Here is a 12,820-nt window from a genome sequence, read left to right as displayed (position 1 = left end):
AGAGAAGACCGAAGCCTTATGGCTACCACTTCACTTGACCTGGCCAGGGTCCGCAACATCGGGATCATGGCCCACATCGACGCGGGCAAGACGACCACCACCGAGCGGATCCTCTTCTACACCGGCGTCAGCTACAAGATCGGTGAGGTCCACGACGGCGCTGCCACCATGGACTGGATGGAGCAGGAGCAGGAGCGTGGCATCACGATCACCTCTGCTGCCACCACCTGTCACTGGCCGCTCGAGGACAACGACTACACGATCAACATCATCGACACCCCGGGTCACGTCGACTTCACGGTCGAGGTGGAGCGTTCGCTCCGCGTGCTCGACGGTGCCGTCACGGTGTTCGACGGTGTCGCCGGTGTCGAGCCGCAGTCCGAGACCGTGTGGCGTCAGGCCGACCGCTACGGCGTGCCGCGCATCTGCTTCGTGAACAAGCTGGACCGTACGGGCGCGGAGTTCCACCGCTGTGTGGACATGATCTCCAGCCGCCTGGGCGCCGTCCCGCTCGTCATGCAGCTGCCGATCGGCGCCGAGGCCGACTTCAAGGGCGTCGTGGACCTGGTCCGCATGAAGGCGCTCGTGTGGTCCGCCGAGGCCGCCAAGGGCGAGATGTACGACGTCGTCGACATCCCGGCCACGCACACCGAGGCTGCCGAGGAGTACCGCGGCAAGCTGGTCGAGGCCGTCGCGGAGAACGACGACGAGATCATGGAGCTGTTCCTGGAGGGCCAGGAGCCCACCGAGGAGCAGCTGTACGCCGCGATCCGTCGCATCACCATCGCGTCCGGCAAGTCCGACGGCGTCACCGTCACCCCGGTGTTCTGTGGCACCGCGTTCAAGAACAAGGGCGTCCAGCCCCTGCTCGACGCGGTCGTGCGCTACCTCCCCACCCCGCTCGACGTCGAGGCCATCGAGGGCCACGCCGTGAACGACCCGGAGGAGGTCGTCAAGCGCAAGCCGTCCGACGACGAGCCGCTGTCCGCGCTGGCGTTCAAGATCATGAGCGACCCGCACCTCGGCAAGCTCACCTTCGTCCGGGTCTACTCGGGCCGCCTGGAGTCCGGCACCGCCGTGCTGAACTCCGTCAAGGGCAAGAAGGAGCGCATCGGCAAGATCTACCGTATGCACGCGAACAAGCGTGAGGAGATCGAGTCGGTGGGCGCCGGCGACATCATCGCCGTCATGGGTCTGAAGCAGACCACGACCGGTGAGACGCTGTGCGACGACAAGCAGCCGGTGATCCTGGAGTCCATGGACTTCCCGGCGCCGGTCATCCAGGTCGCCATCGAGCCCAAGTCCAAGGGTGACCAGGAGAAGCTGGGTGTCGCCATCCAGCGTCTCGCGGAGGAGGACCCCTCCTTCCAGGTTCACTCGGACGAGGAGACCGGCCAGACCATCATCGGTGGTATGGGCGAGCTGCACCTCGAGGTGCTGGTCGACCGTATGCGCCGTGAGTTCAAGGTCGAGGCCAACGTCGGCAAGCCGCAGGTCGCCTACCGCGAGACGATCCGCAAGGCCGTCGAGCGCGTCGACTACACGCACAAGAAGCAGACTGGTGGTACCGGCCAGTTCGCCAAGGTGCAGATCGCGATCGAGCCGATCGAGGGCGGCGACGCCTCGTACGAGTTCGTGAACAAGGTCACCGGTGGCCGTATCCCGAAGGAGTACATCCCTTCGGTGGACGCCGGTGCGCAGGAGGCCATGCAGTTCGGCATCCTCGCGGGCTACGAGATGACGGGCGTCCGCGTCACGCTCATCGACGGTGGCTACCACGAGGTCGACTCCTCCGAGCTCGCCTTCAAGATCGCCGGTTCGCAGGCCTTCAAGGAGGCCGCGCGCAAGGCGTCCCCCGTGCTGCTCGAGCCGATGATGGCCGTCGAGGTCACCACGCCCGAGGACTACATGGGTGAGGTCATCGGCGACATCAACTCCCGCCGTGGTCAGATCCAGGCCATGGAGGAGCGGGCCGGTGCCCGCGTCGTGAAGGGCCTCGTGCCCCTCTCGGAGATGTTCGGCTACGTCGGAGACCTCCGCAGCAAGACCTCGGGTCGCGCAAGCTACTCGATGCAGTTCGACTCCTACGCCGAGGTTCCGCGGAACGTCGCCGAGGAGATCATCGCGAAGGCCAAGGGCGAGTAACGCACTGCGTTGAACCACCGCGTTCCACGCACCGCGTAGACACGCTTTAGGCTTGACTCCGGAGCCTCGTGGGGCAAACAGCCGCAAACACGGTTGTTTGCCCCGGGACCCGGACTTTCCAGCAAAGATCACCTGGCGCCGATGAAGCAAGGCGTTCAGAACCACTCCACAGGAGGACCCCAGTGGCGAAGGCGAAGTTCGAGCGGACTAAGCCGCACGTCAACATCGGCACCATCGGTCACATCGACCACGGTAAGACGACCCTCACGGCCGCCATTACCAAGGTGCTGCACGACGCGTTCCCGGACCTGAACGAGGCCTCGGCGTTCGACCAGATCGACAAGGCTCCCGAGGAGCGCCAGCGCGGTATCACCATCTCCATCGCGCACGTCGAGTACCAGACGGAGACCCGTCACTACGCCCACGTCGACTGCCCCGGTCACGCGGACTACATCAAGAACATGATCACGGGTGCGGCGCAGATGGACGGCGCCATCCTCGTCGTCGCCGCCACCGACGGCCCGATGCCGCAGACCAAGGAGCACGTGCTCCTGGCCCGCCAGGTCGGCGTTCCGTACATCGTCGTCGCCCTGAACAAGGCCGACATGGTGGACGACGAGGAGATCCTGGAGCTCGTCGAGCTCGAGGTCCGTGAGCTGCTCTCCGAGTACGAGTTCCCGGGCGACGACCTGCCGGTCGTCAAGGTCTCGGCGCTCAAGGCGCTCGAGGGCGACAAGGAGTGGGGCAACTCCGTCCTCGAGCTGATGAAGGCCGTCGACGAGAACATCCCGCAGCCCGAGCGTGACGTCGACAAGCCGTTCCTGATGCCGATCGAGGACGTCTTCACGATCACCGGTCGTGGCACCGTCGTCACCGGCCGTATCGAGCGTGGTGTCCTCAAGGTCAACGAGACCGTCGACATCGTCGGTATCAAGCAGGAGAAGACCACCACCACGGTCACCGGCATCGAGATGTTCCGCAAGCTGCTCGACGAGGGCCAGGCCGGTGAGAACGTCGGTCTGCTCCTCCGTGGCATCAAGCGCGAGGACGTCGAGCGCGGCCAGGTCATCATCAAGCCCGGTTCGGTCACGCCGCACACCGAGTTCGAGGCCCAGGCCTACATCCTGTCCAAGGACGAGGGTGGCCGCCACACGCCGTTCTTCAACAACTACCGCCCGCAGTTCTACTTCCGTACGACGGACGTGACCGGCGTCGTGACCCTCCCCGAGGGCACCGAGATGGTCATGCCCGGCGACAACACGGAGATGAAGGTTGAGCTCATTCAGCCCATCGCCATGGAAGAGGGCCTGAAGTTCGCCATCCGTGAGGGTGGCCGGACCGTGGGCGCCGGCCAGGTCATCAAGATCACGAAGTGACCTTGAACTGACCCGGTAGGTCCGAGGACCCGGTTGGGTCCGAGGGCTCGGTAGTTCTCCGGGGAGGCCCGTACGACTTCGGTCGTACGGGCCTCTTCTGTTTCCCCGACTGTTTCCCCGACGCGCGCCGGCCGGTGGGGGCCCTCGGTCCCTCTCTGTCACGCCTTTCCTGTAACGCCTTTCCCTCCCCCGTCCAAGTACAGGTGACAGCACGACCGACCACGGGAGGTACGTACCTTGGCACCGGACAGCAGAGGCCCCGGCGGTCCGCCGGGAGGCGACATGTACGATCCGGCGGCCTTCGAGGTCTTCTACCGCCGTCATGTCGACGCCGTCACCCGCTTCATGGCCCGCCGGGTCACCGATCCGCACACCGTCGCCGATCTCACCGCCGAGACCTTCCTCGCGGTGATCGACTCCGCCCGCGCGTACCGCCCCGACCTCGGCAGCGAGACGGCCTGGCTCTACGGCATCGCGCGCAACGTGGTCGCGGCGGAGGCGCGGCGCAGCGCGCGGCAGAGCGTGCTCGGCGGCCGGATCGCCGGCCGTCGGCTGCTGGAGGCCGACGACATCGGCCGGCTGGAGGACAAGCTCGACGCGGAGGCGGCCGGACGGCGGGCACTGGCCGCGCTGGACGGGCTCCCCGAGGGCGAGCGCGCGGTCGTCGAACTGGTCGCCGTCGATCAGTTGAGCGTCTCCGAGGCCGCCACGGCGCTGGGGATACGCAAGGTCACGGCGCGCGTACGGCTGCACCGGGCCCGCCGGGCGCTCCGCTCGGCGGCGGTGGGCAGTGACCATCCGGCAGGACTCAGCTACGCAGGGGGAGAGGCATGACCACGAGGACGACGAAGACCTTCGAGGACCGGCTGCTGGACGAGCTCCGGCGGGAGATCGCGCTGCGGGCGGAGGACGTGCCGGAGCCCGCGCCCGTGCCCGCGGTCCGCCGCACGGTCACGACCCGGCGGGCGCTGGTCGCCCTCGCGGCGTGCGTCGCGGCGGCGGGGGTGGTGGTGGGGCTGCCGTCGTCGAGCGGTGGCTCGAAGGCGTACGCGGTGGAGCGGAACGACGACGGCACCGTCACCGTGACCGGTGAGGATCTTGCGGCCTGGGAGTACCGGGGAGAGCTGGCGGAGCAACTGCACGCCCTGGGCGTTCTGACGAGTTTCGACAGGCCCAGGAGCGGTTACGTCTGCGCGCAGCCGCGGGGCGAGACGCCGGGGCCGGAGAAGGTCACGGATCCGACCGCTCTGTGGACGTACACCCTGCGTCCTGGCGACACCCTGGTCTTCGAGAACCCGGAGCCGATCAAGGACTCGGTCAGCCCGGCAGGGAGCATGTACGTCGTCAAGGGGAAGGCGAAGCCCTGCAGGGAAGTGCCCTACGAGGGGGCGAAGTGGCTTGAGGAGTCCTTGAAGTGAGGTAGACCGAGCCGCCCGCACGGCATCGACCGTGCGGGCCGCCCCGGGCCTTCGGCACTTCGAAACTATTCGGCGCGTACGACCCGTTGTCCCCTCGCTTCACTCCCTCCACCATTTGTCATGGCGCTGAGCAAATTCAGCCTTCGGGACGACCGGTCGAGGGGTGTGGCATGTCCGCGGACGTCAGTCGGAGAACGGTTCTGGGAGCGGGTGCGGGGCTCGCCGTGGTGCCCGCTCTGCCGGGGGTGGCGCGGGCGGAGGAGGCATCCGTGGGGGGTGGGCCCACAGGGGGCGGGCTCACAGGGGCCAGGCTCACGGCGGGCGGGCCCAAGGTCACCGACCCCGGCGCGTACCTCTCCTTCACGCCCGTGCCGGGGGCGTTCGCGCTGGTCGGTGCGCCGGTGGTGGTCAGCCCCGAGGATCACCCCGGGGTCGTACGGGTCGCGGGGGATCTGCGGGACGACATCGAGCGGGTGACCGGGGTACGGCCGGGGGACGGGACGGCGGCCGAGGTCGTGCTGGTGGGGACCATCGGGCGGAGTCCGCTGATCGACGGTCTGATCGAGGCCGGGAAGCTGGACGTCGACGGGGTGCGGGGGCGGTGGGAGACCTCTCTGCAGACGGTCGTCGAGCGGCCGATGCCCGGGGTGCGGCGGGCCTTCGTGATCGCCGGCAGCGATCAGCGCGGCACGATCTTCGGGGCGTACGACGTGTCGTACGGCCTCGGTGTCTCGCCCTGGTACTGGTGGGACGACGTGCCGCCGGTGCGCCGGGACGCGGTGTACGTGCGGCCGGGCCGGTTCGGGCAGGGCACGCCGGCCGTGAAGTACCGCGGCGTCTTCATCAACGACGAGAACCCGGCGCTCGGGACGTGGGCGCCGGCGTACTTCGGGCCCGGAAAGGCGCCGGGGCACCCCGGGGGCTTCACCGCTGACTTCTGGGCGAAGGTCTTCGAGGTGCTGCTGAGGCTGAAGGGGAACTACGTCTGGCCGGCGGTGTGGGGGCGGGCCTTCGCCGAGGACGACCCGGAGAACCACGCGCGGGCGAAGCAGTACGGAGTTGTCATGGGCACGTCGCATGAGGCGCCCATGATGCGGGGCATCGAGGAGTGGAACCGCCATGCGGTGCCCGCCGTGCGGGACAGTGCGGGCAACGTGGTGACTCCCGGCCGGGACCCCTACGGGGGTACGGGGGAGTGGTCGTACCGCCGGAACGCCGAGGCCATCAGGGCGTACTGGCGGGACGGCATCCGGCGCATGGTCGAGGAGGACTTCGAGGGCGTCGTCACGCTGGGGATGCGGGGCAACGGCGACACGAGCCTGCCCGACGGCGACGGCATCGAGCTGATGCGGGAGATCATCGACACCCAGCGGCGGATCATCGCTGAGGTGACCGGCCGCCCGGTGGAGGAGACCCCGCAGGTGTGGACCCTCTACAAGGAGGTCCAGCGGTACTGGGACCGGGGCCTGCGGGCACCGGACGACGTCACCGTCGTCCTCACGGACGACAACTGGGGGAACATCCGCAAGCATCCGGACCCGGAGGGACCCGTACGGCCCGGAGGCTACGGGTTGTACTACCACTTCGACTACGTCGGTGTCGGACGGAACTACAAGTGGGTCGACACGGCGAACCTCGCGAACCTGTGGGAGCAGCTGCACCAGGCGGACGCGTACGGCAACCACGGGCTGTGGGTGGTGAACGTCGGCGACCTGAAGGGGAACGAGCTGCCGACCGAGTTTTTCATGAACTACGCCTGGAACCCCGGGCGTTGGGGCGTGAAGGAGCTGGAGGAGTGGGAGCGCGGTTTCGCGCGACAGAACTTCGGGGCCGAGGCGGCGGCGGAGATCGCCGAGGTGCTGGGCGCGTACGGGCAGCTCCAGGCCCGCCGTAAGCCGGAGCTGCTGAACCGCCGGATCACCCTCGACGAGGCGAAGGACCCCACGAAGGACGAGCGGGCGATCGTCTACGACGACCGGGAGACACCGTTCTTCTTCGGGCACCGTGAGCTGGAACGCGTCACGGAGGAGTGGCGGGCGCTCGCGAAGCGGGCCGAGCGGGTGGGGCGGCGGCTGCCGGCGGCGCTGCGGGACGCCTGGTTCGAACTGGTCGGCTACGAGGTGGCGGCCACCGCGAACCTGTACGAGCTGCGGGAGGCGGAATTCCAGAACCTGCTGTACGCGCGGCAGGGCCGGGCGGCGGCCAACGGCCGCGCCGAGGCCGCCGAGGCGGGACTCGCCCAGGATCTCGCGCTGGCCCACCGCTTCAACTCCGAGGTGGCGGGCGGGAAATGGCGGGGCTTCCAGACCCAGCCGCACATCGGCTACGGGGACGTGGAGCGCTACGGCCCGAATGCCGGGTGGCAGCAGCCGGAGCGGAACAACGTGGCGCTGCCGGACGAGATCTTCCCCCAGGTGCGGCGGATCGAGGTGCCGGAGGCGGCGGAGCTGGGGGTGGCGCTCGACGGGGCCGACGACGCGGGGGAGTGGTGGCCCCGGTCCCGTGCCGAGGCGGTGCTTCCGGTGCTCAGCCCCTACCAGACCGGGCCCCGGCAGTACGTGGAGGTCTTCAACCGGGGGCGTACGCCCTTCTCGTACCGGATCGAGTCGTCGGCGCCCTGGCTGGTGGTGGACCGGACCCGGGGGCGGGTCGAGGAGCAGGTGCGGGTCGGGGTCCGGGTGGACTGGGGGCGGGTGCCGGCCGGGGGCGCGCAGGCGTCCTTGACGGTGAGCGGGGCCGGGGCCTCCGTCGTGGTGAAGGCCGTCGCGGAGAAGCCGTCGGCGCGTGAGGCGCGCAGGCTGCGGGGGTTCGTCGAGGCGGGCGGGTACGTGGCGATCGACGCCGAGCACCACACGCGGGCGGTGGGGTCGCGCGACGGCCGGGTGGGCTGGCGCCGGATCGAGCGGATCGGGCGTACGGGGGCCGGGGTGACGCCGTGGCCGGTGACCGCCGCCCGGCAGACGCCGGGCGGGTCCGGGCCGCGGCTGGAGTACACGGTCGGTCTGCTGTCGGACGTGGACGAGGTGACGGTGCTGGCGTACCTCTCGCCCCGGAACCCCGCGCTCGCGACGGGCGGGCTGCGGTACGCCGTCTCCTTCGACGCGGACGCCCCGCAGGTCGTCGACGTCCACGCCGTCACCGGGGCCGACGACGGGCTCATGAACAGGCAGTGGGCGCGCCACACCTCGGACAACGTCAACGTGACGGCGACCCGGCACACGATCGCCGGACCCGGGGTGCACCGGCTGACGTTCTGGATGGTCGACCCGACGGTGGTGCTGCAACGGCTGGTGATCGACACGGGTGGGCTGACACCGACGTATCTGGGGCCGCTGGAGAGCCACCGGATCTGAGAAGGGACTCGTAGATGACGTACCTGAACCGCTTTCGCCTGCCCGTGCTCGGGGTGGTCGCCGGAGCGTTGCTGTCCACGGCGGTGGCCGTGCAGCCGGCCTCGGCGCACGGGACTCGTCCCGGGCCGCCGCTGCGGGCGCTCGCCGAGCGGGCCGGCGTCCGCATCGGGACGGCCGTCGACCTGGCGGCCCTCGCGGACGACCGGACGTACCGCAGGACGACCGTCCGGGAGTTCGACTCGGTGACCGCCGAGAACGCCATGAAGTGGGAGTCGGTGGAGCCGCAGCGGGGGGTGTACGACTGGAAGGCCGCCGACGACCTGGTGCGCTTCGCCCGCAAGAACGGGCAGGTCGTGCGCGGGCACACCCTGGTCTGGCACAGCCAGCTGCCGGCCTGGCTGACGGCCGGCGTGACGGACGGGTCGATCGGCGCGGCGGAGCTGCGCGGCATTCTCCGCAAGCACATCACCACCGAGGTGAAGCGGTACAAGGGGAAGATCCAGCAGTGGGACGTGGTGAACGAGGTCTTCGAGGAGGACGGCAGCCTGCGGAACTCGATCTGGCTGCGTGAGCTGGGGCCGTCGTACATCGCGGACGCCTTCCGCTGGGCGCACGCCGCCGACCCGAAGGCGAAGCTCTTCCTCAACGACTACAACGTGGAGGGCGTCAACGCGAAGTCCACGGCGTACTACGAACTGGCGAAGCGGCTGCGGGCCGAGGGCGTGCCGGTGCAGGGGTTCGGCGCCCAGGGGCACCTGGCGATCCAGTACGGCTTCCCGGGCCGGGTCGCGGAGAACCTCGCGCGCTTCGGGGCGCTGGGGATGCGGACGGCGTTCACGGAGGTGGACGTGCGGATGATCCTGCCGGTGGACGAGACGAAGGCGGCGACGCAGGCGAGCTACTACCGGCAGCTGCTGGACGCCTGCCTGGGGGCGCGTAGCTGCACGTCGTTCACGGTGTGGGGGTTCACGGACAAGTACTCGTGGGTGCCCGGGGTCTTCGACGGCGAGGGCTCGGCGACGCCGATGGACGAGACGTACGGGCGGAAGGCGGCGTACGGGGCGCTGCGGGACGGGCTGGCGGACGGGCGCCGTGGGCAGCGGCCGGTGACCGCCGCCTCCGCGGGTCAGTAGCGGCTGCGGAACAGGGCCCGGTCGCCCATGAACTCGCCGGTCATGGCCGCCGCGGCGAGCCGGTCCGCGAAGCGGTCGTACGCCGCGTACTCGCTCTCGGTGAGCGTGACCCGGCGTACGCCCCCGGCCGGGCCGCCAGCCGGGCCGCCAGCCGGGCCGCCGTCCGCGCCGACGGCGTGACGGTCGGGGGTGAGCGCGGCGGCCAGGGTCGTGACGTCCTCGTCGGGGGCGAGGGCCAGGACCGCGACCGTCCGGTCGACGGTGCCGACGTACGCGCCGGGGCTCGGCACGCTCTCGATGTCCGCCGAGCCGTCGGGGTGGTGGGTGACGAGGAGCGAGGGGCTGGCCTTCGCGCCGGCGCGCAGGGCGCGGCGGACCCGCTTGAGGGCGCGCAGGTCCTGCTCGGCCACGGTGACGGGGTGCAGGGGTATCAGCGGGGTGCCGTCCGGGGCGCGCAGCGCGCTGCCTCGGGCGGGGTCCGCGGTGGCGCCCTTCAACGACCGGCGGCTGCGCAGGGCGGGCGGGAACGCCCGGTGGACGTTCCCCCAGGCGTCGAGGGCCCTTGGCGCGTCCAGGCTGGTGAGGTGCTCCAGCCCCGGCGGGTAGGCGGGCGCGATGTGCTCGCCCACGCCGTTCTCCCGCGCGGCCCAGGCCGCGTGGTAGGGGGCGAGGAGGAGGTCGTTGGTCATGTAGAAGTCGTGCAGCCACTGGGGGTCCTGCGGGACGAGGACCGTGACGGTGGCGGGGGTGGTGGCGGGGGCGCGTCCGGGGCGTGCGGGAGGCATGCGGGTCCCTCTCGGCGATATCGTCATCATGACGAGATGCTATCGTCAGGCCGACGATATTCCTAGAGTGAACCGGGCGTCGGCGCTCATTTCGCCTCGGCTAACCTCACCGCATGTCTCTCACCGTTGATCAATTGGCCGGTTATGGGGAGCGGGATCTGGACGCCGATCTGGCGCGCTGGTTCCCCGACGCGTCGCGGGTCGACGTCCCGGCGTCCACCCGCTCGGTCGCACCCTTCCTCGCCAAGCTCCCGCCCGACGCCGCCACCGCGCTGGCCGCCTTCGACCGCCGGGTGCGCTCGGGAACCCTGCCCGGCGGATTCCTCGACATATATGACTGGTCGTACGCCTTCGACTTCGCGGCCAACGACTGCCAGATCCTCGACTCCGACTACGAGACGGAGCTGTCGGACGACGACGTGTGGTCCCTCGGCGCCGACGGGGGAGGCAACTACTACGTGATGCTGGCCAACGGGCGGGTCGCGGTGTGGTTCCACGAGGAGGAGGTCATCGAGGCCGAGACACAGTTCGACAGCCTCGACGTATTCCTCTGGTCGGTCGTCCGCTACCAGGCCGTGCGCGCCGGGGTCCTCGACCTGGCGGCGGTCGAGGCCGACTTCCACGCCCTCGGACAGCCCGGAGTGCTGGCGGAAGGGACCGGGCTCCTCGCCTCGCTGACGTGAGGGCGGGGTGCCAGGCGAGCGGCAAATCCGTCGGGCCGGGTGATCATCCTTGGTACTCTGCCGCCTCCCGTAGGAACGCGCTTTCGAAGAGGTGTGAATGAAGTCAGGCAGACGGACCGTCGCGGTGGCCACGCTCGTGGGGGCGCTCGGGTTCTCGGTGCTGAACGTGCCGGTGGCTCAGGCGGCGGACACCGGGATCACCGTGTCGGACATCGTCATCAACAAGGGCAGGCCGATCGTGGTCGGTACGTCGAAGGTGGTGGAGCCGTCCCTCAGCTTCACCATCTCCCTGCCCCCCGGGTACAGCACGGACGATCCGTTCAGGTACCACGCAGAGCCTTTCCTGTACCACGGCAACTTGAAGACGGCGGCCAAAACCGGAGAGAACTTCATCGGGCCCGGTGGATACACCTGCTACGAGATCACCTCCAAGAGGGCCGAGTGCGAGGGTGAGCTCCGCATCGACCCGCACCCGACCCGCGACAACGTCGACTCCAACAGTGACGCCACCACGTGGAAGGTCGCCGTGTCGCTGCGTCTGTTCAAGAACAGCGGCGGTCTGAAAGCGGCGGAGAGGGAGACCCGGTCCCAGACCGTCCGGCTCAAGCGCGCGGCCAAGGTCACCGCCGACGCCTCGCCCGAGCCGGTCGTCAAGGGCAAGGCGGTCACTGTCACGGGCAAGCTGACCCGGGCGAACTGGAGCACGAAGAAGTACAACGCCTACAGCGGGCGTACGGCCAGCCTGCAGTTCCGTGCCAAGGGCACCGATGGCTTCAAGACCGTCAAGAAGGCCACCACCAGCAGCACCGGTGCGTTGAAGGCCACGGTCGCCGCCTCCGTCGACGGTTCCTATCGCTGGGTGTACTACGGCAACTCGACGACCGGCGTCGCCACCAGTGCGGCGGACCACGTCGACGTGCGCTGACCCTCGCCGCCCCCAGCCCTCGTGAGCGTGACCCCCGCCACACTGGACCGGCAGTCGCGGCAGCGGCTTCCCGCCGGTCCCCGGAAGCCGCGGTCGCAGCCGTCGCAGTTCGTCATCCCGTAGTGGACGGACGGCGGTGACGCCGGGGCCCGGAACGGCGGCGGGGGCGGGAGCTGGGTCGCGAGGCGGTGGGCCAGCAGGGCGGCCGGGCGGTGGAGGGGTTCGTTCGGGAGATCGCCGGTCAGGGCGTCACGTACGGCGGTGGGGGTGAGGTCGCGCTCCAGCCAGGCGGCGACGCCCGGGGCGAGGTGGGCGGTGTCGCAGGCCGAGAGGAGCAGGCGGGGGTCCGCGCGGCGCAGGTCGGCGAGGAGGTCGGTGGCGGTCTGGAGGAGGGCGGGGGAGGGGTAGCCGGGCTGGGGGACGGTGGGGAGGGGCTTGCGGGGCGCCTTCTCCTTCCGGAGCGGGCGGCGTACGGGCTCGTCCTCCGCGTGGCCGTCACCGCGGCCGGGCTGGTTGCAGGAGATCGTGCGGGTGACGATGCGGCCACCGGGAACGCGTTCGCGCTCGCGGCGCAGATAGCCGTGGGCTTCGAGTTCGCGCAGGGCGGCGGCGATACGGGTCGTGCCCTCCGTGAAGCGGCCGGCGAGCGTCTTGATGTCGACGCGGGCGCCCTTCGGCAGCGACTGGATGTGGGCCCCCAGCCCGATCGCGAGGAGCGACAGCTCCGGATGCTGGGCGAGGTGGTTGCCGATCACGGTGAAGCGGCTGGTGTGGCGGGTGTGCTCGTGAATCAGGCCGCCGCCGGAGCGGGGGGCCGGGTGCCGGTTCGGGTGTTTGTTGTCGGCAAGCCGGGCCTGGGCGCGCGAGGGCGCGCTAGGGTTCTGCGTATCCATCGGGAAGGTCTCGTCTTCCTTGGTGGTCAGGCCCTCGCACTGGGATTGCAGTCCCGGCGGGGGCCGTCGTATGTCTGAGGTTGTTGTGCGGTTGCAGTGTCCTGCTGCG

The 12,820-nt window shown here is 69.9% G+C and carries 10 protein-coding genes; 8 read left to right on the top strand and 2 right to left on the bottom strand.

Going from position 1 to position 12,820, the window contains the following annotated elements:
* The first annotated feature begins 18 nt into the window (after window positions 1-18).
* The 6 genes from fusA (at window position 19) to PYR72_RS19880 (ending at window position 9,425) form a co-directional block, all read left to right on the top strand.
* On the top strand, window positions 19-2,145 hold the full coding sequence (fusA, locus tag PYR72_RS19905) for an elongation factor G (protein ID WP_059079068.1): 2,127 nt from the start codon (window positions 19-21) through the stop codon (window positions 2,143-2,145).
* 182 nt (window positions 2,146-2,327) lie between these two features.
* Window positions 2,328-3,521 carry an elongation factor Tu gene (tuf, locus tag PYR72_RS19900; protein WP_013001430.1) on the top strand — a complete coding sequence of 398 codons (1,194 nt, stop codon included), beginning with the start codon at window positions 2,328-2,330 and terminating at the stop codon, window positions 3,519-3,521.
* A gap of 282 nt (window positions 3,522-3,803) precedes the next feature.
* Window positions 3,804-4,355 (top strand): RNA polymerase sigma factor, encoded by a 552-nt coding sequence (locus PYR72_RS19895; RefSeq protein WP_275456577.1) that lies wholly within the window; start codon window positions 3,804-3,806, stop codon window positions 4,353-4,355.
* Complete coding sequence (locus PYR72_RS19890) at window positions 4,352-4,939, top strand: hypothetical protein (protein ID WP_275456576.1); 588 nt, start codon at window positions 4,352-4,354, stop codon at window positions 4,937-4,939. Before PYR72_RS19895 ends, PYR72_RS19890 begins: the two co-directional genes overlap by 4 nt.
* A 170-nt stretch (window positions 4,940-5,109) precedes the next feature.
* The gene (locus PYR72_RS19885) at window positions 5,110-8,292 is read left to right on the top strand and encodes a glycosyl hydrolase 115 family protein (RefSeq protein ID WP_275456575.1); all 3,183 of its coding nucleotides are present in this window, start codon (window positions 5,110-5,112) and stop codon (window positions 8,290-8,292) included.
* Window positions 8,293-8,306: 14 nt separating this feature from the next.
* Window positions 8,307-9,425: an endo-1,4-beta-xylanase gene (locus PYR72_RS19880; protein WP_275456574.1), complete on the top strand. Its 1,119-nt coding sequence runs from the start codon at window positions 8,307-8,309 to the stop codon at window positions 9,423-9,425.
* Here the strand turns inward: PYR72_RS19880 and PYR72_RS19875 are convergent.
* The gene (locus tag PYR72_RS19875) at window positions 9,419-10,210 is read right to left on the bottom strand and encodes a hypothetical protein (protein WP_275456573.1); all 792 of its coding nucleotides are present in this window, start codon (window positions 10,208-10,210) and stop codon (window positions 9,419-9,421) included. The genes PYR72_RS19880 and PYR72_RS19875 overlap by 7 nt on opposite strands.
* A 113-nt stretch (window positions 10,211-10,323) precedes the next feature.
* Here PYR72_RS19875 and PYR72_RS19870 point away from each other — a divergent pair, with 113 nt between their 5' ends.
* Together PYR72_RS19870 and PYR72_RS19865 are read left to right on the top strand one after the other, a co-directional pair.
* A complete protein-coding gene (locus PYR72_RS19870) occupies window positions 10,324-10,893 on the top strand; it encodes a hypothetical protein (protein ID WP_275456572.1) in 570 nt (189 codons plus the stop codon).
* A 97-nt stretch (window positions 10,894-10,990) separates the two neighbouring features.
* Window positions 10,991-11,818, top strand: a complete 828-nt coding sequence (locus PYR72_RS19865; protein WP_275456571.1) for a hypothetical protein — start codon at window positions 10,991-10,993, stop codon at window positions 11,816-11,818.
* On the opposite strand, the gene PYR72_RS19860 is transcribed toward PYR72_RS19865, so the two are convergent.
* Window positions 11,758-12,711, bottom strand: a complete 954-nt coding sequence (locus PYR72_RS19860; RefSeq protein ID WP_275456570.1) for a helix-turn-helix domain-containing protein — start codon at window positions 12,709-12,711, stop codon at window positions 11,758-11,760. The two genes, PYR72_RS19865 and PYR72_RS19860, sit on opposite strands and share 61 nt — an antisense overlap.
* Window positions 12,712-12,820: the final 109 nt, after the last annotated feature.

Origin of the sequence: Streptomyces sp. VNUA24 (assembly GCF_029167005.1) — a bacterium.
Taxonomy (GTDB): Bacteria; Actinomycetota; Actinomycetes; order Streptomycetales; family Streptomycetaceae; genus Streptomyces; species Streptomyces scabiei.
This window is presented reverse-complemented; position numbering and strand designations above follow the sequence as displayed.